Here is a 24624-nt window from a genome sequence, read left to right on the forward strand (position 1 = left end):
ACATTATAAAACGTCATTAACATCTCCCGAAGGTTAAAAAAATACAAATTAAAATTTTAATGAAAAATTTTTCATTATTGACCATAAAAAAACTCCACCATTTAGGCGGAGTAGAAATATAAGAATTTATTTATCCTAAAATAATGACTGCAATTCCAACGACAAAACAATAAATTGAAAAGTAACCGAGTTTTCCCTTTTGCATAACATTAATGAACCACTTTAATGAAAAATAGGAAGCAACTAAAGATGCAATAAAGGCTAGTGTATAGGGAAGAAAGAGCTCTCCCATTCTTGGATCGTGAATTAAATCGGAAAGCGACAATATCATCCCTCTACACTAACAGGTATATAGAGAAAAAAGGAAAACTTAAGTGCTGTCTCACGTTTAGTTCCGAGGCCCATAGAAGATACGATGGTTGCACCTGATTAATAAAGTTAGCAGAAATACAATAAAATCAACATAAGACGTTTGATAATGAGCGTTAATTCATAAATAAGCGTTAATCCTTCCTGGATCAACGCAATCACCATTTAGCTATTTAGTTTGGCATTAATACTTACCTTCGTTAAGTTCACTAAGTACCTTATTTAGAAATTCCCTGGCTACTTTTTTTGTTTTAAAACCTCCTCGTACTAAGTAATTGAGTATGTTTATAAAAAATTATCCCCCCCTTCTCATAAAGCTTTTTATCTATGTTTTTTTGAAGCCGCCATAGTATGGTGGCTTCATAGATAAACAATTATCATTTCACATAGTATACAAGCGTTTCGAAGGCCCTTAAAGTGATAGAGGATTCAGCTTTAACCTCTTTATAATTGTGAACAATTAATTTACCGGTAGTGATTACTGACAATATTTCGTTATTATCAATTACAATTTCGTCTCTACTAAAGTTACACAACACAACAACCTTTTCATTCTCACTTCTTCGCTCATATGCAAAAATCTTTGGATGATCCTCAAATAATAGATTGAAGTCACCGGTTGTGATGACATCTAATTTCTTTCTAAGAGCGATTAAATGTTTATAATGATAAAAAATAGATTCTTTATCTTCTAAGGCTGCTTCTGCATTAATTTCTTTATAGCGTGGATTTACTTCAATCCATGGGGTTCCTTTCGTGAACCCGCTATGAACTTGTTCGCTCCACTGCATAGGAGTCCTGGCGTTGTCCCTTCCTTTTACATAAATTGATTTCATGATATCTTCCGTCGGAACTCCAAGAGAATGTTTTTCTCTGAACATATTTAATGTCTCGACGTCTTGATATTGTTCGATCGATTCAAACTCCACATTTGTCATCCCGATCTCTTCACCCTGATAAATATAAGGTGTCCCCTGCATCATGTGAAGGCAAGTCGCAAACATTTTGGCAGATTCCACTCGGTACTCTTGGTCATCACCAAACCGGGAAACAACCCTTGGCTGATCGTGGTTATTCCAATACAAGCTATTCCAACCTGTGCCATGTAATTCAGTCTGCCATTTTGTCAGATTCTTCTTTAAATGAACCAGATTCAAAGGTTTGAGATCCCATTTTTCAGTAGGACCACTATCTAAACCCATGTGTTCAAAGGTGAAAATCATGTTAATTTCCTTATTTTGAGGCTTTGTGTACATGACCGCATCTGCGGTACTCGCTCCCGGCATCTCCCCAACAGTCAAAATATCGTATTGAGATAGAACTTTTTCATTCATCTCTCTCAAGTATTTATGAATCTTTGGTCCATTTACGAAGTATGGACCTCCATCCCCATATATAGCACCTTCTTTAACCTCCCCATCTGGAAGACTAGGGACCTTAGAAATAAAGTTAATGACGTCCATACGAAAACCGTCTATGCCTTTATCAAGCCAAAATTTCATCATGGTGTAAATTTCATTCCTTAGAGCTGGATTTTCCCAGTTCAAATCAGGCTGTTTTTTTGAAAAAAGATGCAGATAATATTCATTTGTGTTTTCGTCATAATTCCAGGCCGGCCCACTAAAAATCGATCCCCAATTGTTCGGCTCTTTTCCGTTTCTTCCTGGCTTCCAAACATAATAGTCTCGATACGGATTATCCAGGCCTTTCTTCGATTCTACAAACCAGGAGTGTTCGTCAGAAGTATGATTCACTACTAAATCCATGATGATTTTCAATCCTCGCTGATGAGCAGCATCAAGAAGATGATCCAAATCCTCCATCGTTCCAAATTCCTTCATGATTTGGTAATAATCCCTTATGTCATAACCGTTATCGTCATTTGGAGAGTCATAGATAGGACTTAGCCAGATCACATCCACGCCAAGCTCCTTTAAGTAATCTAACTTTTGGATAATCCCCTGCAAATCCCCAATACCATCCCCATTGGAATCATAAAAACTTCTAGGATAGATTTGATATACAATACTTTTTTTCCACCATTGTTGGTCATTCTTTACCTTTTCCACTACAGTATCTCGACTTTCCATTTCTCCGGCTCCCTTACTTCAGATAAATTCTCAATCCTAACGTCTCCCGAGTAGCCATAAACCTTCATCCCTTTTACTTGGCTTTTCCATTGCTTATCTCCGCTTATATTTACATTAACACCCAAATAACCGTCATTCATTTCAGTTTGGAAATCTGTGATGGAATAATGACCATCTTTATAGCCAAGGGAACTTCCATCATCTTCATACAAACTGAACTTCCCTTTATCACCAGCATAAACTTCCATCTCAAGGATTTGATTTTCAGTTGTATTTTGAACATCTGATCCAATAGGAAGAATGGTTCCCTCTTTTATAAAGATTGGGAGCTTATCTAACGCTGCTTCTATTAGGACATACTTTCCACCTTGATAGGATTCTTTCGTCCAGTAATCATACCAAACTCCCCCAGGAAGATAGATGGACCGATGGGTCATGCCTGGTCGTAAAATAGGCGCGATCATGACATTGCTTCCCAAGAGGAACTGATCACTGATATTAAATGTAGTTTCATCCTCTGGATATTCCATCACAAGAGGACGAACGATTGGGACTCCCGTTTGGGATGACTCATGGAAAAGGGAATAGAGATAAGGGAGCCACTTATATCTCAGCTTGATGTATTTTTTTACTATTTCAGTTGTTTCTTCACCAAAAACCCATGGCTCCTGTCGAATACTGTCCTGTACACTATGATTTCTGAAATAAGGCATGAAAGTTCCGACCTGTGTCCACCTAATCAACAATTCGGGTGTACAGTCAGAAGAGAAACCGCCAACATCTGCTCCAGTAAAAGCAACCCCTGACATGCCAAGATTCATGATCATCGGCAGTGACATTTCAAGATGCTCCCAGTGGCTTCGGTTATCTCCCGTCCAGACGGTGGCATATCTTTGAATACCAGCATAACCAGCACGGGTCAAAACGAAAGGACGTTTATCGGGAAGTATCTCCGAAAGTCCTTCGACAGTTGCTTTGCTCATGTAGAGTCCGTAGGTGTTGTGCATCTCCAAATGCGGTTTCAGTTCTCCATCCACATCATGCATCACATCGAGATCCATGGTCTTACTTTCATTGAAGACAGACGGTTCGTTCATATCATTCCAAATTCCTTCAATGCCGAGATCGGTATAAAATTTATGCAAACTTCCCCACCATTTCCTAGCATCAGAATTCATGAAGTCAGGAAAAGCACTCGTTCCAGGCCAGACATCCCCATGATAAATCTGCCCATCAAGATACTTACAAAATAAGCCCTTCTTTACCCCTTCTGCGTACACAGGATACTGAACATCCTTTTTCACTCCTGGATCTACAATTGGCACAACCTTGATCCCGTTATTTAATAATGTAGAGATCAGGTTATCAGGTTGCGGAAAATGATCCTTATCAAAGGTAAATACTCGATAATCCCTCATATAATGGATGTCGAAAAATATACAATCCAATGGGATTCCTTCTTCTTTGAAACGATTAGCGACTGCCAGGACCTCTTCTTCTGATCGATAGCTATAGCGGGACTGGTGATATCCAATCGCCCATTTGGGAGGCAGACTCATCTTTCCTGTCAACTCGGTGTAAAGGGTGGTGATTTCCTTTAAATCCCCACCAATAAAAAGGTAGAAGTCGCTTTGGCCACCATTGGCACTCATCCTGAATTTATTTGAGTAGGTCTGGGTATCAAATTCTGTTTTAAATGTATTATCAAAGAAAAGTCCATAAGATCTCTGCTTGTTATGAACAGCAAAATATGGGATGGATTGATACAACTCAACCGTGTCCTTATTGTGCGGTGCATAAACGTCCGTATTCCACATTGACAGTTTCGAACCTCTCTTATTGAGGAAGCCAGTTTTTTCCCCAAATCCATAAAAGACATCATCAGTCTCCATCAGTGCATCAAAAAAGACTTCTCCACTGTTTTTATAAAAAGCTGACGGATTACCCGATTGGAAGATTGTTCTTTGGTTATTTGATATCTTTATTGTGAAAGGATCTTTGGTTACCTCAACTTTTACCGAATCACAGGTGATCATTAATTGGTCATTCGTTTCCTCAAACAATGCCTCATGAGGCACTTGCTTAAGTGACACAGCAATACTCGATGCCGACTCTACTTTTCCAAATGGATTTATTAAGATCCTAGGAATCTTTTTTTCTACAAAATAAATCAAAAACTCACCATGCTCATTAGTGCCTGTTAGCATATAATCTTTCCACGAGAAGGACTTGACTGAACCAACATGTAATTTAGGTTCGCTTTCGATTTTTTCCTGGGTTGGAAGGATAGCAAAACTAGTTGTATCTAACACATTCATACCTCCATGTACTCAAGCTTTTTTCTTTCCGTTTATAAAAACAGTTTTCCCTTCTGAGTTAGCTTCATCAGGAAGATAAACATCAAATTCTTCTGTTGGTCCACTTACTGAAATCTTCCACCTATCCGATTCTTCTATGACGTCAACACCCCATTGATTATTCAGGTGGTCATTGATTCTTTCGGATAATCCATCCTTTAAATAAATCCTTAATAAAGGTCTGACATAACTAGTAATATCATTGGAAACCCAAGAACCTAACTGAAGCGTTTGATCCACATTTGTTAAAATTACAGCCCCTTCTTTAACGTAAACAGGAATATGGTCAAGTGGTGAATCAATCAATTCATAGGCAGGACCGATAATTCTTTTTCCGCTCCAGAAATCAAACCAAGTTCCTTCAGGGAAATAAACTTTTCTTGAAGTTGCACCTTCTTCTGTTACAGGAGCAACCAATAAAGAAGATCCAAAGTAATATTGGTCGAATACTCCTTCACCTCGTTGATCTTCGGGGTTCTCCATAAATAAGGAGCGCATTAATGGAATACCTGTTTCACTAGTTTTTCTTGCTTCGTTCCAAATGTAAGGGAGCAAGTTCATTCGGACATTGGCATAAAATCTATATCCCTCAATTGCAATTTTTTGATTGGTCCTCTCCGCAATATTCCATGGAGTGCGATCCTGATTAAACTCGCCTTTGCTTTCAGCGTGATACTGCATAATTGGACAAAAGGCCGCCATAGCCGCAGATCGGACATACAATTCGGCAGTTGGAATATCACCATTGAATCCCGCTAAGTCCCAGCCCCAAAATGGAATTCCTGACATTCCGGAAGTGATACCTGCGGCCAAAGACCGCTTAAAAGCGTCAAAAGTCGATCTTTCATCCCCTGCCCAATGTGCTGGGAAGTTTTGAGCTCCCATATATCCGGCTCGACTAAAGGTCATTGCATTTCCACATTTAAAGTCATTAGCGAATTGGTAGTACGCCTCTATATAATCATTTGGATACAAATTACGCATTTCGTCGCCGGTTTTCCCATCAGCAAACAGTAATTCGTCTCCGAACACGAACTCCCCACCATCTGTTTTGAAGCCATCCACTCCAATTTCAAGTAAATACTTCCGTTTTTTAAACCACCATTCTTTGGCTTCTTGATTGGAAAAGTCCATCAACAGACTTTCCTTAAACCAGCCTTCAGGCATCCTATATGGAGATTCGTCTTCCTTTTTGACAACATATCCATTTTCCAGCATATATTTTTCATCCGCATCTTTTTGCGGATGTGTTTGCCTGTTCAAGTATTTTTTTATCGGAATTTGCCATAGCAACACTTTCAACCCATTATCATGCAGGTATTCAAATAATCCCTTCGGATCCGGCCATCGTCCCCATTCAGGAAACTCCATTTCGTTGTAAGTATGACTTTCTCCATTACCCTTCACCTCATATTGGGCATCATTGAACATGTAATAAGTGGCTTCATCACTCCACTGTTCGAGGACTAGAACAGTCGCTGGTATCTGATATGCGTTTGTTTTCTCAACTTCTGAACGGGTTAAACTGTCCCTGTCCCAGTTATTGCTCGACATCCAGGGTCCAAACGCCCAAACAGGTGGTAATACTGGTTTGCCAGTTTTCAAAGTGTAGGATTCAATCACTTCTTTTGGTTTTCCTAAGAATGCGGCAATCGAGGTGCTTTGTTCTTGTTCTGACATCCTTATTTTTATAGACATGGCATCCTTCAATGAGTGAGCGATGTCAAAATGGGTGTACCTGTTGGTATTAACCACCAAGCCATATCCCAGTGAACTGATGTAAAAAGGAACAGGCATATAAGTCCTTGTACCTTGGTCTCGATACTGATTATAAACATAGCAATCTAGGACATTCCCGCGCTGTTCAACAGCGTTATATCTCTCACCGAATCCATAAAAGCTTTCGTTCAACGGTGTATGCAAATTTAGCTTTAAGTCTCTGATAAACTTTTTTTCATCAGTCGTACATTCAATAAAAGAAAGGAAATCATGTGACTTTAAAAGTGTTTTGTTGGCATCTTTTATGCAAATAAAAAATGGATCTAACTGCAGGTCAACAGTAAATTCTTGGTTCATGGATCTAAGGATAAGAGCTTCACATTCTTCCTGAAGGGATTCTTGATTAATATTAGAACCAATATTGATATAAAAATGGTCTTCATTGAAGCCCAAATTGATCTGTAACGAAAAACCATCCTCCTCTTTCGCTAACAAGACTACTTCACTCTCAGCCTTTTCAAATAAGCGGAATTCATTTAGTACCCGACGTTTTAGAGGTGTGATTGGAAATCGCTCTGATTGCACCTTAAGGCCCTCGCCTTTATAAGCAGAGAAATGATAACTGAATTCCTCCTGCTTGGTCAGAGCCTCTATAGTTCCAGTCCATATGTACACTTTTTTATCATCAACATATTTCCTGGTTAACTCATTTGTCTTTACGATATCACCGCTTGCTGACTCTAGAGTTAATAAAACCGTATCTACTTCTCCTTCAGGCCATACTTGGCATGCTACTGTTATTGGCTCTTCGGTGGTCGGATAATGTGGACTTCGTTCTGTAAGTTGCGGTTCGTAAATGTTATGATTGCCAAAGGGCGTATGTACTATTTTGTACTCTTCTATTGAATCAACCTTATAGTGTTCTATCATTTCAATAATCACTTTTCCAAGCTCGGATTCCTCTGTCGACTCTTTTCCAATCAAGCTTTGTGCCAAATTTAAATAGGTATTCGCTTTTTCATAGTTGCCTTTTTCTAGAAAATATAATGACAAAAGCGCAGTTGCTGAAGAAGATTCTTTCTTACCTTCAATCGTTTTTAGTGCCCCTGTATTATTCACTAACTTCCTTTCGATTTGGCCAACTGCTTCTACCACAATTAAGTCCTCAGGAGAAAATAATCCATATGGCATAACTGCAGTAAGCATATCCAATGAAATTTGCCGTTCATTCACGGCATTGAGCAACATACCCCCAGAAAGTAGAGAGTCAAAGACAAAATCCCTGATTTCTGTGATTGTTTTTTGGAGTTCATATTGCTGGAGATTATTTTTAGATTGAATCAATGCCGCATATACCATTGCTATGTTCGAAATATGAATATCTTTTTTGCCGTCTCCCCAGATACGTTCAAAAGGTTTTTTCCAGTTATCCTGGAGAAACGTTAAGTAAGGTTGAACATTAACTTCTTTCAAGTTCTCACTATTTGTCTCTTTTAAATAGTTTTGCACATTCCATAGCCAGGTAGCAATAAGGTGTAAACTGTCCTTATCAAGTTGAGGTTTATGATTAAGAAGAATTCTTTCCGAGGATGGATAATCATTATTTAACTGGTATACATGAGCTTTAAGCAGCTTGCTGTACATTTCTTTTGAATCCATGTGTCTCTCCCCTTATGTTAGAAGAGAAGGATAGGAGGATGCCCCAATATCCTTCTCCAGATTTGATTACTTCAACTTCTCTAATTCTCCCTGCATTACTTTCAATGCTTCTTCAGGGCTTTTTTTACCATTCACCACATTTTCTAGTTCCTTTGTGATCAGGTCACTCATTTTACTCCAATCTTCAATTACTGGAGGTAAAACAAGCGTATCCAGTGCTTCAAAAATAACTTCCCTGCTTTCTGGAGGAGTTTGTTCCAGATAAGGCTTTAAGATTTCTTCATTCGTGATTGCTGGAAGTTCCCATGAACTTGCAATTCGAATTTCTGCGGCTTCGTCACTAGCGCTCATGAAGCGTGCAAATTTATAAGCAGCATTTTGAGCATCTGAGTCCTTTGAAACTGCTAATCCATTTGCGAAGAAGTGGTGTGCCTTTTGAGTATTACCTGCTTCAAGTGCAATATCCCATTTGAATGGTGCATCTTTAAAAGCGGATAGCATCCAGATTCCAGTGTGCAGGATCCCGATTTGACCGTTCTTAAACAAATCTTCTGGTGACTGGCCAGATAAATCTCCTACGGAAGGAGTAACTTTATATTTGTTTACCTTATCAACCATATATTGAAGAGCTTCTGCATTTTCAGGGCTATCGATGGTTACTTTTGATTTGTCTTCATTGAAGACAGATCCGCCATTTTGAGCAATCACCTTATAAAATTCATGGAACTGAATCGGTGCATAAGTTCCCCAAACCTTTTCATCCTTGTTCGTGATTTTCTGAGCTGCTGCCAATTCATCTTCCCATGTCCATTCAGCAGTTGGATAATCAACTTCCGCTTTATCAAACAAGTCTTTATTGTAGAAAGTAACAACGTTTGAGAAGCTTTCCACCATTCCATATTGTTTTCCTTCGTATTGATAAGCTTTATATGCTTCTTGATTTAATTTAGATGGATCAAAGTCTTTATCTTCTTCAATGTATTTAGACAAGTCCGCTAACGCTCCCTTTGAAGCATAACTAACGAAGTTTTCATAGTTAAGTTCGAATGCATCCGGTGCTTTTCCTCCTGCAATCATGGTTTGCAGCTTTGTGAAATAATCATCATAAGCAGCAATCTCATAATCTACTTTTACATTTGGATTTTGCTTTTCAAATGCACTGATCATATCCTGTAGGTCTTTTTCATGGTCAGTACCTGGTGAAAAGGTAAAGTAATTGATTGTTACCGTTTCATCTTGTTTGTTATCTCCAGAGCTTTTTTCCGAATCAGAACATCCTGCCAATACAGTAAAAGTAAGCATAAATAGTAGTACGATAGCCGAAACAAGCTTTTTCTGTGTCATCTCAATTCCCCCTTATTATTCTTTCATTCCACTCATTGTCATTCCTTGAATAAAGTACTTCTGCGCAAATAAATAGACTGCAAGTATTGGCAAAACACTAATGACTACGCCTGCCATCATCATGTTCCAATTCGTTTCCCACCTCCCTTGCAGAAGAGATAATCCTAGAGGCAAGGTAGCAAAACTTTTATCATTAATTACAATAAGTGGCCATAAGTAATTGTTCCAAGATTGCATGAATGAAAAAATGCCTAACGTCGCGAGTGTTGGTTTAGATAATGGCATGATTACTCGCCAGAATATTGAAAAATGGTTGGCACCATCCATGAATGCAGCCTCTTCAAGTTCTTTCGGAATCGACAAGAATGCCTGACGTAACAGAAAAGTTCCAAAAACACCAAACAATCCAGGAACGATCAATGCCTGATACGTATCAAGCCAGCCAAAGTTTTTCATTAAAATAAACTGTGGTATCATGGTGACCTGCGCTGGAACCATCATTGTTGCCAGGTAAAAAAGGAAGAGTTTATCCCTGCCCCAAAATTGCATCCTAGCAAACGCATATGCTGCCATAGAACTTAATAACAGCTGGCCAAAAGTTGTCAGAATCGCTACTAACAGTGAATTCCCCAAAAAGTGAAGCATAGGGAATGCTCCAGTCACATCCTTATAATTTTGGAAAGTTGCATGATCAGGGAAAAACTGTGGCGGAAAGACCATTGTGGCCCCCTGATTCTTTAATGAAGTAGAGATCATCCATAAAAAAGGCAGCAGCATCGCTATTGCACCTAAGATCAAAACGATGTACAGTAAACCTTTTTTAAATATCCTAAAGCTTGTAAGTTGATAATCTTTTTGAAGGACAGTTGAATGCTTTGTAACCGTATTCATTCCCATGTTCAATCCGCCCACCTTTTCTGTAGTTTCATCTGGATTAAAGTAATCACAAATATGACGATGAATAAAATCCATGACATTGCAGAAGCGTAGCCCATTTCGAAATACCGGAAAGCATGATTGTATATGTTTTGAACTAGAACATTTGTAGCTCCGCCAGGGCCTCCTTCAGTCATGATCATGACCTGGTCAAAAACCTGGAATGAGTTAATCAAAGAAATGATGGTTACAAAAAATGTCGTAGGTGTCAAAAGCGGAAGTGTGATATTCCAGAATTTCTTCCAGGAATTTGCCCCATCAATATCTGCTGCTTCGTAGTAGGAGGTTGAAATATTTTGCAAGCCGCCCAAGAAGAGTACCATAACAAATCCAATGTCTTTCCAGACACTTGTGATGATGATAGCTGGCATAGCTAAACTTTCATCTTGGAGCCAATTCAGCCCCTCAATACCAACAAATGATAAGAAATAATTTATTAATCCGTAACTCGGGTTAAACAGCCATTTCCAGACCAGAGATACGGCAACCCAGGAAGTCACTACTGGTAAAAAATATGCTGCTCTGAAGAATGTTCTTAATTTTACTTTTCGATTAAGCAGCAAAGCACATGCTAATCCGAAAATCATCACTAAGGGTAAATATCCAACAATAAAAGTTACCGTGTGGGTGAACGCTGCCCAAAATTCTTTGTCCACCATTAACTGTTTGTAATTATCAATACCCACAAATTCCATAGTGGATATTAGGTCCCAGTTCGTAAAGCTGATGGCTAATGATGACAAAAGTGGGAAAACGATAAAAGTAAAGAAACCGATTAAATTGGGCAAAAGGAACACAGCTACCCAAAAGGCTGTCTTTTTCTTTGTCATTCCAACCATGTTCTCACCTCAATTTAATATAGATTTAGATTCTTCATAGATTGGAGCCTGGAACAAATGAGTGATTGCAAGTAAGGCTGCCCCTTTTAGCCATGAATCATCTCCTAGTTCTGTTGGCCTGATTTCTGTTTGGATCTTTGCTGCAGAGAAAAAGTTCTTCCTTGCAATATCTACAGCGGTATCCAGGAATAAGTGTTTGTATTTCATCCCTTCTCCAATAAGCAAAATTGTATGGGGATTAAGTGCGTTAATTGCATTTAGTATTCCATACCCAAGATTCTCACCAAATGATTTCATCAGCTCGATTGCGAGAGCATCCCCATTTTCCGCCCCCTTGGAAACTTCTTCAAATGAAAAGTCTTCAATAATTGTTTCTGGATAGCTTTCTTTGATTTCACTGCCACGGTTTAATAGATAGAACTCAGACGCATACATTTCAAGACAACCCTTTTGTCCGCAATGACAAGGATATCCGCCAATCTTCATTACAGTATGGCCGAACTCACCAGCTCCCCCGGATTCTCCGTAATAAATTTTCTTATTGACCACGAGGGACATACCCAATCCGGCACCAACAGAGATACACAGGAAGTTTGACAGGTCTTTTCCTTCTCCGTACCATAATTCAGCCATTGTGTAAGCGTTGACATTTTTATCAATGAATACTGGAATATTGTTCAACTGCTCGCTTAACAATTGACATAAAGGTACGTTTTCCCAACCAAGCATTGATGATCTAACAATCGTCCCTTCTTGGCGGTTAATTAATCCAGAAGCAGCGATTCCTATACCCATTAGTTGCTCCATTGGCTTATCAGCATTTTGTAAAAGTTCCTTAATTTCACCAGCAATCATCGCTACAACATCCTGGATATTATCAAATCTGTTAAATTTCTTTTCTACTAAATTCAAAATGTCGGCATTTAAATTCGTTAAAGCAAATAATACTCTTTTTTCCTCGATCTTTACTCCAACTGTATACCCGTAATCCGCATTAAACTCCAGGAGTACTGGCCTTCTACCTCCAGTTGATGTAGCAACACCAACTTCCCTTACCAAATCAACAGACATTAGCCCATCAACAATATAAGTAATTGTCGATAAACTCATCTTCGTGATTTTAGAAACATCAGACCTACTGATTCTGCCTGATTTCCTTATTAAGTTAATTACTATGAAACGGTTCATTTCCTTGATTAGATCCTTACTTCCTTTTCTAAGTCCATTCATTTACTCCAACTCCAAAATTTATTAACTAAAGATTAACTTACTTTCTTCAATAAAGCAAGTAAGTTTTTTCGATATTTTTCGACAATTTAACTCATCTTTTAAAGTCATTAAAATAATTATTTCCGTCCATGGATATAAGTCCACCCAATTTTTCTCCAATGGAATATACTACATAAATTAAAGAACCAGGAAGGGGAATGACTAGTTGGAACAACTTATTGCACCATGGGATTTAGATGGCAGCTTAGGCGATTTATATGTTCCGCCATATATAGAAGAAATGGCTCAACAAGTCATCAATAAATACGATTTTAAAGTAAATAATATGGAAGTTATTACGACAAAGGCGGATAAGGGCGGGCTAATATGGAAAATCAATACCACCAAGGGGCCTAAAAGTTTAAAAATACTCCACCGAAGGCCTACTAGGAGTTTATTCAGCATAGGAGCTCAAGAGTATTTAGTAAATGTAAAAAAGGCAAGAATTCCGGTAATTGTAAAGACAAAGACAGGTGCAAACACGGTGGAAATGGGAGGGAAAATCTGGTTTGTCGCCGATTGGATTGAACCGCTTACTCCAGTATCTGCCGACCTGGAAGGAGCGAAGTTACTGAGTCATGCGATTGGAGAGTTCAACGAGCTTTCCAAAGGCTATGTTCCTCCTAGAGGGGCAGAAACTTCTTCCCGGTTATATCGTTGGCCTAAAGCTTATAAAAAAATTAGTAAAAAAATCAACTGGTTTAAACATGTTGCCAATTTATATTCCGAGCTGCCAGCCAGCAAAACCATTTTAAATTCGGCGGATATGTTTGATGAGCAAGCTAGAAAAGCATGGACCATGCTCGAGAAATCAAATTATCAATCCCTAGTTGCCAAAGGAAATAAAGAATGGGGATTAGTTCACCAGGATTACGGATGGTCAAATGGACAAATGGGCCCAGGTGGGATGTGGATTATCGACTTGGATGGGGTGGCATATGACTTGTCCATTCGGGATTTACGCAAACTCATTGGCGGCAGCATGGATGATTTAGGAAGATGGGATATTAATTGGGTTGTAGGAATGCTTGATGCATACAATGAAGCAAATCCGATTTCTGACGACTTACTTGAAATTTTATTAATCGATTTGTCGCTGCCTAATTTATATTATAAAAACGTAAAGGAGATATTGATTGATCCTGTCCTGTCTTTAAACAGCGAATTTGATTCTGTTGTTCAAAGGATTATTGAAATGGATCAAACAAAATGGCCGGTAATTGAACAAGTGCGTAAAGAATGGAGAGGGGGAAAACGGAAATGGAAGTCTTAATAGTTAGTACGGAAAAACTTCCAGTTCCGCCGGTAAAAGGAGGAGCAATTCAAACATATATCCATGGAACTTTGCCAGTTTTAAGAAAAAACCATTCGATCACCATAATTGGACGGGATGATGAAACATTACCTGATAAGGAAATAAAGGACGGGATTAAATATATAAGAGTTACAGGAGGATTACTAGAAACATACCAAGAAGGCGTAGTGAATTTTCTTAAAAACAATAAGTTTGACTTGATTCATATTTTCAATCGTCCTCGCCTTGTTTTACCAATACGGGAAGTGGCACCTCGTTCACGACTCGTTTTAAGTATGCACAATGATATGTTTAAGAGAGAAAAAATAGATCCTGAAGAAGCTCAGAAAGCAATCGATCAATTAGATAAGATCATAACCATCAGCAATTATATAGGAAAAGAAATAACAGACCTTTATCCTGATGCTAAACCTAAAATAAAAACAATTTATTCTGGTGTGGACTTGGATCGATTTGTTCCTGTTTATTCTGATAAAGGCAAGAAAATAAGGGCTTCCATGCGACGAGAACACAAGTTAGAATCAAAAAAGGTTATTTTATTTGCTGGGAGGCTTTCTGCAAACAAAGGGGCAGATATACTTCTGAGGGCTATGGAGCTCTTGGTTAAAAGGCACCCAAATGTGGCGTTGGTTCTTATGGGAGGCAAAGGTTTTAGTGATAACGGTATGAGTGATTACATTGCTTATATGAAAGCTATCGCGGACCGCCTAACCATTCCAGTCATAACAACTGGCTTTGTTCAGCCTGATCAAATTCAAAACTGGTTCATCGCTTCAGATATATTTGTTTGCCCTTCTCAATGGGAGGAACCGTTGGCACGAGTTCATTATGAGGCTATGGCAGCAGGATTGCCGATTGTTACTACTAACCGGGGAGGAAACTCTGAAGTCATAGAGGTTGGCAAAAACGGACTGATTGTCCAAAACCCAGAAGATCCTCAAGAATTTGCAAACCATTTATCAAAATTACTTTCAAATCCTGCTCTATGTAAAGAGATGGGACAATACGGAAGACGGATTGCAGAAAAAAATCATCACTGGGATCGAGTCATCAATGATATATCACAAGTTTGGAGTGAGATCGAGCATAAAATCAAGAATCACCTCGAAATAGGAAATCAATCGATAGTTAAAGTGGAAGATGAATATTCATCGCTGAGTGAGTTGGTAAGGTATTTATTAGGGGAAGAGTCCACTGAGAACGAGCCATCGATACCACGGATTGCTGATAAAGTTTCACAAGTTAAGAAAAAGCCAGTTCGAAAAAAACTACCATCAAAACCATGGTATAGCAGTGAAAAAGCAGCTATAAAGGCAAACAAAATTTCATTTTAACCTAAATGAAAACCACCCGTTGAGACGGGTGGTTTTCTCTGTATGGACACTCTGATTAGAAAAAACGGAATAGCTGCTGCCTAAATCCTTTTTCGTTATTAGGTAACAAGTCAGAGTAAACATGGATCAATCGGCTTGCCGTCTGCTTGAATTGAAAATTTGATTCGACTAATTTTCTTGCTTCCTTTGTAATTATTTCCACACTATCGGGATTCATCAAATAAAAATGGATTCCCTTTGCAAATTCGCTAACTTGATCGTACTTGTCAATTAAATAGCCTGTTTTTTTATGGGAAACCACCTCTGCATTTCCTCCCCTATTTGTAGTGATGACAGGTATTCCTGCTGCAAATGCTTCATAGTGAACTCTCGCTAATGGTTCTTGCCACTGTGAGGAGCAGACGAAAATATCACTCATCAAAAAAATGTTTGGGATTTCACTTGCTGCGATAAACTTTGTGAAAATAATTTTGTTGCCTAATGGTTCTGCTAATTTCTTTAAGTAGCGAATATAATGATTGATCCCATCATCGCTAAACCATTTCCCCCCAGCAATTACAAGAACCGCATCAGGATATTTTTTGGCGATAGCTTTAAATGCCGCTATGAGAAGATGAGGGCCTTTATTTTTGGTTAGCCTCCCAACAAATAAAATGACCTTCTTATCCTCGATATTATATTTTTTTCGATATTCCGTTCTGATCTCCTTGCCTTTCGAAGACCAAACAGGAGGATATTCCATTAAATTCACTCCAGAGTAGACTACTTTCACTTTGGATTCCGCTTCAGGAAAACGCTCCAAAACTGTTCGTTTTACATACTCGCTTACGGTAACAATCCTATCTACCAAGCTTATAATTTCTTTTCCTTGTTCCAAGGTTACTTTTTTTTCGGAAAGCATTTCGTTATGAAGTCCTAAAACGAATCGGCTTGTTGGAGTGGCTTTTTTATAAAGAGGGATGGTTAATGGCCGATTAAAAACATGAATAATGGGAAACTTCTTTTCAGCAAGTATTTTAGCAATATTCCTTTCGTAGTGCTGGGGAGGTACACGGATGTATTGCACACCGTTACGTGTTTCATTATCAGGGAGGGATGGATCAGAGACTGAAATAATCGTTAATTCATAGTTATCCTTGAGATACGGGGTGACACCATCGATCATCATTTGGATAGCTCCACCCTTTACAGCAGGTGAAGGAAGCTTTTCTGTGCAAATAAAAGCGAGCCTCATTCCCCCACCTCCTTATAGAGTGCTTGTATATCCTTTACTTCATTAATTAATCCTTCTTTTAAAGATACTTTTGGCTGGTAATGCAGAAGCTTCTCTGCTTTTGTGATATCAGCCCAAGTATGTCGCGGTTCCCCTCGAGTTTTCCCAATAAAGTCCATGGCCACTTTTTTGCCAGTCAGCTCTTCTAATACCTTGATCACTTCTAAAATGGATTTTCGTTCTTTTCCTCCTATATTAATTGTTTCACCGATGACATGGTCCCCATAAATAGCAGCAACCGTTCCTTCCACACAATCCCCAATATACGTAAAATCACGCGTTTGTTTGCCATCACCGTATATAGGGATGGGCTTACTCTTTAACATGTATTCAATGAACCGATGAAAAGCCATATCTGGCCGCTGTCTAGGTCCATAAACAGTAAAATACCGAAGGATCGTGATTGGAATGCCGTCGTTTTCACTGTAGACATTACATAAGTATTCTCCCGTTAGCTTTGTTACTCCATAAGGCGAAAGAGGAGAAAGAAAACTATTTTCCGAAACCATCCCACTCTTTTCTCCATAGACGGAAGAAGTAGAAGCATAGACTAGCTTCTTTATAGAAACATCCTTACAAGCTTCCAACAGCCGTTGGGTGACGAGAATATTAGATTCTGCATACAATGGAAAATTATTACCCCAGCTAGAGCGCACTCCTGGCATTCCGGCCAAATGACAAATCACATCATCTTTCGACATTACTTTTCCCCAGTCAATTTCCAATAAATTTTTATCAAGAAACGTAAAACGAGGATGATGCAGCAAATTTTTAAGATTTCTTCGTTTTACTTGTTTTAGAGCAGGGTCGATAAAACCGTCGATGCCGATCACCATATTCTGCTCATCCTTTAATAGCCTCTCACATAAATGGGATCCAATGAATCCAGCTGCTCCTGTAACGATAATCCTCATTATCTGGCCACCCCAATATAATGAAATTGATAACCGGCTACGTGATTTCGGTCAATAATATTCCGTCCATCCACTAAAATATTTCCCTTCATGAAGTCCTTTACCTTCTTCCAATCTACGCTTTTAAACTGGCTCCACTCGGTAGCGATGATTAAGGCGTCTGACTCTTTGACCGCTTCATACATATCTTCGTATACAGTAATCGCAGGATCGGATAACTGGACAATAGGATCAAATGCGTGAATCTCAGCCCCTTTTTCGAGTAATTTTTTGATCAATAGCAATGATCTTGATTCCCGAGTATCATCTGTTTCAGGCTTAAAAGCTAACCCCCAAACAGAAATCTTCTTCCCGTTGAGGTTCGTCAATTTATTCGTTAATTTTTCAAGGTACAAATTAATTTGAGAATCGTTTACATTTTGAACCGCCATTACTATTTCGGGAATAATGTCCTTTTGTTTCGCGGCATATTCTAAAGCACGGACATCTTTTGGAAAACAAGATCCACCGTATCCTAACCCTGCATGGAGGAAATAAGGACCAATTCTTTTATCTCTTCCTAATGCACTTGCAATATGGGAAATTTCCACATCATAGGCATCACAAATACGGGCCATTTCGTTCATAAATGATATCTTTGTTGCTAAAAAAGCGTTCGAGGCATATTTAATCATTTCAGCTCCCGTTAAAGAAGTAATAATATAAGGCGCATGTATTTTCGCATACAATTTTTTTATTGTTTCAATCGGCTTTTGCCTCTTTACCCCGACGACGATTTTGTCAGGATTCAACATATCAGCCAAAGCATTTCCTTCTCTTAGAAACTCTGGATTCGATACAATATCAAACATATTGGAGTCGATTCCTTTTTCCATTAAGGTTTGATGGATCCATTCATTTGTTCCTGGTATTACAGTACTTTTCGTGATAATTGTTTTATGAGAGTGAATCGACTGTCCGATTGAATCAATGACATCGTTAATCGCAGTCAGGTTTTGGCTTCCGTCTTCATTAGTAGGAGTGCCTACAGTGATATAAATGATTGGACATTCTTTAATCCCATAATGAATATCAGATAGGAAATGCAACCTACCTCTCTTTTTATTTCGATCGATTAGTGCCGATAAACCTGGTTCGTAAATGGGAACTTTCCCCTCGTTTAACTTCTCTATTTTTGTTCTGTCGTTATCAACACAGTAAACATCGTGACCCAAGTCCGATAAAACGGTACCTGTAGTTAATCCCACATATCCTGTACCAATGACACAAATTTTCATCCTTATCATCCTCTTGCCCTACATTCATTTCTTACTATCTTATTTACATTAGTACGAAACGTGAAGGTTGAATAAGGATGAAAGCAGAAAAAGTGTGGGGAACCTCCATCTTCACCCTTCATATTAGTTCATCAAGATGGTCCCTAAGATAATGATTGCGGTTTAAGATAAACTGCAAAATGAATTCTGGTTCTCTCTCAAATAATTCAATATCAGTCATTTTGTATGGATCGAATGCTATATGAGGTCGTAACTTGTTATAAAGATTTGTAATCATTGGTTCTATTTTTTTGACTGTGAAATACTCCTCTACTATTTCTTCGAGCAGAAGTCGGTATTGAATACGGAATTCCTTCACATCAAGAATCCTTGCAGTTAGCGTATTAAATCCTTCTATAGGAACTTGATTGTATTTCATTGCTTTCCCATTCCAATTTCTACCGAATGTTGCATCGTAATCCCAAGGGATGTTTTCGTACAATCCAGTTTGACCATGTCGATAAAGTGCATAATTTTGAATGAATCCATCATAGTTCTGTGTACAAACTGCCCCACAAAGCCAAGTCAAATATTTTTTTACATCCAGGTATTCCCCAATTTCTTCGCCAAAATCATTTCTCGGGATGGAGTTGATTTTTATTATCAGCCTTTCTAAATCTAAGTCATCCTCTTCCTTTCCTAATTTTCGAACATACCCTGAGGTTAGTGATTCTTTTGGCTCTCCTTTTGTGGTTAATAATGAAAAATTACTTTGTCGATTTGATGCATAATAAATAGGGCCATATGGCAGATGTCTCTTTTGCAGAAATACATCATCAACAGATTCAAGCTGTAAGTAGATTCCAGCAGGCTCTCCATTCATCTCGATTAAAACATGGTTGCAGTCAGGGGAAATGCTCCCAATCATCTTGAAAAAATCAAAAGATAACTTATTGCGTATGAAAGATGGATCACAAAATTCTGCGTTAAGATGCATTTCACGAGCTTCAAATTCTTCATTATATATCCCAAAATCAATTTTATAAGATTTTTTCTGGAACTTCCGTGTGTGATTTCCACGATAAGTAATACCTGCATCATGAGAAAGGTTATCGGCAACTAATTGGCAAGAAATAGGCTCTTCATGCCAAATATTCCTTTCTAAAAATGTCAGGTGCTCACGATCCATAATAATATTCAGTTTAGGTATCTCATCATGCATCTGAAATCATAGCCTCCCTTGCTTTTATCCTATGAAAAAAAGGGCGTACATGATAATGAATTCCATGTAAGTTTAGTACCAATAAATAAAGAACCACATAAAATACACTACCTTAACTATTAAGGACATTTATTGAAAAGGTGGTATTTACTTTTATGGGAAAAGAAGAAATGTCATGGCTTCTTAGAGGAGCAAGAGATTCAGGTCTTGATCGGTTCCTGATGAGAAACCCAGGATCGACTAAAAATCCTGAAGTTGAAGCTGAAGCTGGTTCTGGCTCAGGTTCTGGTTCTTGTTCTAGCTCCGGATCTGGTTCTGGTTCTGGATCCGGTTCAGGTTCCGGATCTGGTTCTGGTTCTGCTTTATAAAGCAATTTTTAGGGGTAGATAATCTTCAATAGAACAAAAACAGGAAACCTTTAACGGGTTTCCTGTTTCACTTAAGTTAATCGCTATTTTACATTTAATAGACCACTTTAAAAGTACGTTTCAAGAATTCTCTCGTTCTATCTTGCTGCGGATTATTGAAGATTTGTTCGGGACTTCCTTCCTCTGCAATAATCCCTTTGTCCATAAAAACGACACGATCTGATACTTCCTTCGCGAATTCCATCTCATGCGTTACAATCAGCATCGTAAGGCCGGACATCGCAAGTTCCTTCATTACTTTAAGGACTTCGCCAACCATTTCTGGGTCCAGTGCCGAAGTTGGTTCGTCAAACAGCAGGACGTCCGGTTCCATAGATAGGGCCCTGGCAATTGCTACCCGTTGTTTTTGGCCGCCGGATAGCTGCTTTGGCTTGGCATTAATATACTGATCCATGCCAACAATCTTCAAGTATTTCATTGCTACCTTTTCGGCTTCTTCCTTTGAACGGCCTAATACTTTGATTTGGCCAACTGTACAATTTTTCAAGACATTGTGATTCGTAAATAAATTAAATTGCTGGAATACCATTCCTAAATGTCTGCGATAGGTTGGAATATCATGCTTATCATCCAGAATATTCTCTCCGTTATAGATAATTTCTCCACCGCTTGGTTTTTCCAATAGATTAATGCAGCGAAGAAGAGTTGATTTTCCAGATCCCGAGGAGCCAATGATCGTCATGACTTCTCCTTTATTGACTGAGAAGCTGATGTCTTTGAGAACTTCATGAGTGCCAAAGGACTTGTTAAGATGCTGAATATCAATTACTGTTTCCACACTCTCTCCTCCTTCATTACTTCGCTGGTTGCATTTCTTCGCCACGAACCATTGTATAGTTATCTGGTCCTTCTAGTCTTCTTTCAAAGTAAAGTAAAATTCGCGTAACAGCGAAGGTCATGACAAAATAGATCACACATGCAACAAAAAATGATTCGAAATATCTGAAGTTGTTACCTGCGACTGATTTTGTTAAGAAATACAATTCTGAAACGGAGATTACATTTAGAACGGAAGTGTCTTTAATATTAATTACGAACTGGTTGCCAGTTGCCGGCAGGATATTGCGAACCACCTGCGGAAGGACAACATTCATCATCGTTTGAAGATGATTCATACCAATTGCCTGCGCAGCTTCAAACTGTCCTTTATCAACAGATACTATTCCACCGCGGACAATTTCTGCCATGTAAGCCCCTGTATTAATGGAAACAACAATAAGAGCGGCAGCCATTACCTCTATATTCACACCGAATGCTAACGCAGACCCATAATATATGACCATAGCCTGAACAATCATCGGAGTACCCCGAAAAAACTCAATATATACCGACAGTAAAAAGTTCACGAAAAGGAGAAACCATTTTTTCACTCCGTGCTCCGGAGCGGGGATTGTACGGATTACTCCAGCGATTAAACCAATAATAGCCCCCACAACTGTACCGATCAGGGAAATATAAAGGGTAACTCCGGCTCCGCGAAGGAACATTTGCCAGTTTTCTGAAACGATCTTAACGATCCACTCTAAACTCATTTTCCTTCTCCTTTCACCATAAAACCGACTGTATAGTAGTACAGCCGGTTTTATGGAATGTTATTCTGCTGCAGGTTGATTCTTAATAGCAGCATCCATTATTTCTGTACGCTCATCCTCTGAGATACCTTTTAAAATTTCGTTGATTTTGTCCGTTAACTCACTGCCTTTTTGAAGTCCAACAGCAATAGCAGTATCATCTTCTGAAGTTTTGAATCCATCTTCAAATTCCACCATCGCAAAGTTTTCGTTTGCAGCGGCAGCGCTGACAGCCTCCGGACGCTCCGAAACGTACCCATCGATGATTCCAGATTCAAGCGCAACCCTCATTGCCGGGAAGTTGTCCATCGCTGTCTCTTTGGACACTCCTTCCATTTGGTCGATTACGGAATAATGGAAGGTATTTAATTGAGCAGTAACTTTAGCACCTTTAAAATCCTGGATGGAAGCCGCATTTTCGTATTTTCCACCTTTTTTAACAACCATTACTAGATTCGATTTATAGTAGTTGTCCGAAAAATCAATTGTCTCTTTACGCTCTGCTGTTGGGGACATCCCTGCGATAATTGCGTCAATCTTGCCTGAAGTCAATGATGGAACTAGTCCGTCCCATTCCGTTTTAACGACAACTAATTCTTTTCCTAAACCATCAGCGATTTTCTTTGCGATTTCGACATCATACCCGCCTGCATACTCAGATGTTCCTGATATCTTCACTCCGCCATTTGAATTATCCTTCTGAGTCCAGTTGAATGGAGCATAACCAGCTTCAAGGCCTATCTTAAATGTATTGTCGTCAGATGAGCCTGATGCTGAATCGTTACCAGCACCACACCCTGCAAGTAAAATCATTGCTGAAAGCAGCAATGCCAAAAATAATGACCCCTTTTTTCTCATGTTCGTTCCTCCTTGGTTTAGTTAGAGCGTTTTACACACAACAAAAAGCGACCTGAGATAAACTCAGGTCGCATTATTGACAGATGCCCTAAAGTCCTCTCTTTTCCCAAAACGAGATAGCACAACTCAATAAACTGGGGAGTTCATTGAGACAGTCCTGCAGTTCTTAACTGCAGACCCAGCAAACAACAATGAGAATATTGCCCGCTTCGGCGACATTTCCTTCTCCATGGCATCAAAGCTTCTCAAACTCCGCCAAAGACTGTTAAATATCGCGCCTCTACCTCACTAGCAAAAGTGAGGTTAAATATTTAATTATAGTAACTAGGCTACAACAACCTTTCCGTTCTGTCAATCTAGTTCTTTTTGGAAAATCAAATAATCTATGTAACTTTCATTCAAAAAATGGGTAAAGCAGGTAGCTAAGAGGCTGCCTGCTTGGATAAATGTTCAAGGTTTATGCCGATACCTTGGAATGTACTGCCTCTGTTACGGGTGTGAACTCTCCTTCAGACTTAGAGATCACAACGGTTGCGACACCGTTGCCAATTAAGTTTGTAATAGCTCTGGCCTCTGACATGAAGCGGTCTACTCCGAGGATAAGCGCCATTCCTTCGACTGGTATGGATGGAAATACCGCAAGTGTCGCTGCAAGTGTCACGAAGCCGGAGCCTGTTACGCCTGCCGCCCCTTTTGAGGTAAGCATCAACACTCCTAGGAGGGTTATCTGCTGCCAGATGCTCAAGTCTACCCCATAGGCCTGAGCAATAAATAGTGCCGCCATCGAAAGGTAGATGGATGTTCCATCAAGGTTGAAGGAATAACCAGTTGGAAGCACAAGTCCTACAACGGGCTTGGAACAGCCATATTTCTCGAGTTTTTCCATCATTTTCGGCAAAGCTGCTTCCGATGATGATGTCCCAATGACGAGTAGAATTTCTTCTTTAATATACACAATGAATTTAAAGATATTAAACCCATGAAACTTTGCAATCGCTCCAAGGACAAGAAAAATAAAGATAGCCATTGTCAGGTAGACAGAACCCATCAATTTGCCTAGGAAAAAGAGGGAACCAATGCCAAATTCGCCGATTGTATAGGCCATGGCTCCAAAAGCTGCAAGTGGAGAGATCTTCATAATGATATTAACAATTCCGAAGAAGACATCGGCGATTCTTTCAAAAAACTCCAAAATTGGCTTCCCCTTTTTACCAATATGTGCCAGGGAAGTGCCGAATAGGATAGCAAGTAACAGCACTGGCAGAAGTTGGCCTCCGGTAAATGCACCTATGAAGCTATCTGGTACGATTGTTAGAATGAAATCCATGAATCCATGGCTAGTTTCCTCTGCTGCCTTTGTATATTGCGATACATCCCCTTCCCCTGCTTTCGCATCAATGCCATTTCCTGCTTTGATGACATTCGCAACGATTATTCCGATTGTGAGGGCAATAGTCGAAACAATTTCAAAATAAATTAGCGCCTTTCCCCCAATCTTGCCGACCTTTTTTAAGTCTCCCATTCCTGCAATTCCAATGACAATCGTCAGGAAAATAATTGGAGCAATAACCATTTTAACAAGTTTAATAAAAATGTCTGCAAGCACCTTCAACTGTGAACCGATATCAGGAAAAATAAAACCGATCATAATACCGAGAAAAATACCAATAATCACCTGTGCAGTAAGACTCTTAAAGTTAATCCTCAAGCCAATTCCCTCCCCTTTGAGAAATTTTGAAAACGATTACATTTTCTTGGAATATTAATATATTACAATTTTGTGAACACGGAATCTAGTTTAATAAACTTTAAAAACTGTTTTGTAATTAAAAAAAGAGAAAAAATAAAATAATCAGTTAGGTTCGCTTTCG

The 24624-nt window shown here is 39.0% G+C and carries 19 protein-coding genes, 1 pseudogene and 1 riboswitch; of the genes and pseudogenes, 3 read left to right on the top strand and 17 right to left on the bottom strand.

What is annotated here, in order from left to right; translation table 11 throughout:
* Window positions 1-130: 130 nt before the first annotated feature.
* The 9 genes and pseudogenes from UB32_RS16995 to UB32_RS17030 all read right to left on the bottom strand — a co-directional run.
* A pseudogene (locus tag UB32_RS16995) lies at window positions 131-429 on the bottom strand (undecaprenyl-diphosphate phosphatase); the annotation flags it as partial.
* A gap of 124 nt (window positions 430-553) precedes the next feature.
* Window positions 554-658, bottom strand: a complete 105-nt coding sequence (locus UB32_RS20905; protein WP_431305984.1) for an Arm DNA-binding domain-containing protein — start codon at window positions 656-658, stop codon at window positions 554-556.
* 88 nt (window positions 659-746) lie between these two features.
* Window positions 747-2459 carry a glycoside hydrolase family 13 protein gene (locus UB32_RS17000; RefSeq protein ID WP_044395989.1) on the bottom strand — a complete coding sequence of 571 codons (1713 nt, stop codon included), beginning with the start codon at window positions 2457-2459 and terminating at the stop codon, window positions 747-749.
* A complete protein-coding gene (locus UB32_RS17005) occupies window positions 2438-4771 on the bottom strand; it encodes a glycoside hydrolase family 31 protein (protein ID WP_241768538.1) in 2334 nt (777 codons plus the stop codon). Before UB32_RS17005 ends, UB32_RS17000 begins: the two co-directional genes overlap by 22 nt.
* Before the next feature lie 18 nt (window positions 4772-4789).
* Complete coding sequence (locus UB32_RS17010; RefSeq protein WP_052807094.1) at window positions 4790-8194, bottom strand: TIM-barrel domain-containing protein; 3405 nt, start codon at window positions 8192-8194, stop codon at window positions 4790-4792.
* Window positions 8195-8260: 66 nt separating this feature from the next.
* Window positions 8261-9538, bottom strand: a complete 1278-nt coding sequence (locus tag UB32_RS17015) for an ABC transporter substrate-binding protein (protein ID WP_044395994.1) — start codon at window positions 9536-9538, stop codon at window positions 8261-8263.
* A 15-nt stretch (window positions 9539-9553) separates the two neighbouring features.
* Window positions 9554-10429: a carbohydrate ABC transporter permease gene (locus UB32_RS17020; RefSeq protein WP_044396070.1), complete on the bottom strand. Its 876-nt coding sequence runs from the start codon at window positions 10427-10429 to the stop codon at window positions 9554-9556.
* Between the two features lie 8 nt (window positions 10430-10437).
* Complete coding sequence (locus tag UB32_RS17025) at window positions 10438-11313, bottom strand: carbohydrate ABC transporter permease (protein ID WP_044395996.1); 876 nt, start codon at window positions 11311-11313, stop codon at window positions 10438-10440.
* A gap of 9 nt (window positions 11314-11322) precedes the next feature.
* On the bottom strand, window positions 11323-12543 hold the full coding sequence (locus tag UB32_RS17030) for an ROK family protein (protein WP_044395998.1): 1221 nt from the start codon (window positions 12541-12543) through the stop codon (window positions 11323-11325).
* Between the two features lie 205 nt (window positions 12544-12748).
* Here UB32_RS17030 and UB32_RS17035 point away from each other — a divergent pair, with 205 nt between their 5' ends.
* Window positions 12749-13855 carry a CotS family spore coat protein gene (locus tag UB32_RS17035; RefSeq protein ID WP_044396001.1) on the top strand — a complete coding sequence of 369 codons (1107 nt, stop codon included), beginning with the start codon at window positions 12749-12751 and terminating at the stop codon, window positions 13853-13855.
* Window positions 13843-15231, top strand: a complete 1389-nt coding sequence (locus tag UB32_RS17040; protein WP_044396003.1) for a glycosyltransferase family 4 protein — start codon at window positions 13843-13845, stop codon at window positions 15229-15231. Before UB32_RS17035 ends, UB32_RS17040 begins: the two co-directional genes overlap by 13 nt.
* Window positions 15232-15286: 55 nt before the next feature.
* On the opposite strand, the gene UB32_RS17045 is transcribed toward UB32_RS17040, so the two are convergent.
* The 4 genes from UB32_RS17045 to UB32_RS17060 all read right to left on the bottom strand — a co-directional run bounded on the left by UB32_RS17045 (window position 15287) and on the right by UB32_RS17060 (window position 19896).
* On the bottom strand, window positions 15287-16465 hold the full coding sequence (locus UB32_RS17045) for a glycosyltransferase family 4 protein (protein WP_044396005.1): 1179 nt from the start codon (window positions 16463-16465) through the stop codon (window positions 15287-15289).
* The gene (locus UB32_RS17050; protein WP_044396007.1) at window positions 16462-17418 is read right to left on the bottom strand and encodes an NAD-dependent epimerase/dehydratase family protein; all 957 of its coding nucleotides are present in this window, start codon (window positions 17416-17418) and stop codon (window positions 16462-16464) included. The genes UB32_RS17045 and UB32_RS17050 overlap by 4 nt, the downstream gene beginning before the upstream one ends.
* Entirely contained in the window at window positions 17418-18695 is a 1278-nt protein-coding gene (locus UB32_RS17055; RefSeq protein ID WP_044396009.1) for a UDP-glucose dehydrogenase family protein, read from the bottom strand. Before UB32_RS17055 ends, UB32_RS17050 begins: the two co-directional genes overlap by 1 nt.
* Before the next feature lie 118 nt (window positions 18696-18813).
* Window positions 18814-19896 carry a CotH kinase family protein gene (locus UB32_RS17060; RefSeq protein ID WP_044396013.1) on the bottom strand — a complete coding sequence of 361 codons (1083 nt, stop codon included), beginning with the start codon at window positions 19894-19896 and terminating at the stop codon, window positions 18814-18816.
* Between the two features lie 155 nt (window positions 19897-20051).
* Between UB32_RS17060 and UB32_RS20245 the strand changes: the two genes are divergently transcribed.
* Window positions 20052-20264, top strand: a complete 213-nt coding sequence (locus tag UB32_RS20245) for a hypothetical protein (RefSeq protein WP_044396015.1) — start codon at window positions 20052-20054, stop codon at window positions 20262-20264.
* 94 nt (window positions 20265-20358) lie between these two features.
* Here UB32_RS20245 and UB32_RS17070 read toward each other — a convergent pair whose 3' ends face one another.
* From UB32_RS17070 to UB32_RS17085, 4 genes are all read right to left on the bottom strand, one after another.
* Entirely contained in the window at window positions 20359-21102 is a 744-nt protein-coding gene (locus UB32_RS17070) for an amino acid ABC transporter ATP-binding protein (protein ID WP_044396017.1), read from the bottom strand.
* Window positions 21103-21118: 16 nt separating this feature from the next.
* Window positions 21119-21856 carry an amino acid ABC transporter permease gene (locus UB32_RS17075; protein ID WP_044396020.1) on the bottom strand — a complete coding sequence of 246 codons (738 nt, stop codon included), beginning with the start codon at window positions 21854-21856 and terminating at the stop codon, window positions 21119-21121.
* A 60-nt stretch (window positions 21857-21916) separates the two neighbouring features.
* The gene (locus tag UB32_RS17080) at window positions 21917-22753 is read right to left on the bottom strand and encodes a transporter substrate-binding domain-containing protein (protein WP_044396022.1); all 837 of its coding nucleotides are present in this window, start codon (window positions 22751-22753) and stop codon (window positions 21917-21919) included.
* 109 nt (window positions 22754-22862) lie between these two features.
* A riboswitch (Lysine riboswitch) is annotated at window positions 22863-23044 on the bottom strand.
* Window positions 23045-23210: 166 nt separating this feature from the next.
* Complete coding sequence (locus tag UB32_RS17085; RefSeq protein WP_044396024.1) at window positions 23211-24461, bottom strand: dicarboxylate/amino acid:cation symporter; 1251 nt, start codon at window positions 24459-24461, stop codon at window positions 23211-23213.
* Between the last annotated feature and the right edge of the window lie 163 nt (window positions 24462-24624).

The sequence above is a fragment of the Mesobacillus subterraneus genome (assembly GCF_000934845.1).
Taxonomy (GTDB): Bacteria; Bacillota; Bacilli; order Bacillales; family Cytobacillaceae; genus Mesobacillus; species Mesobacillus stamsii.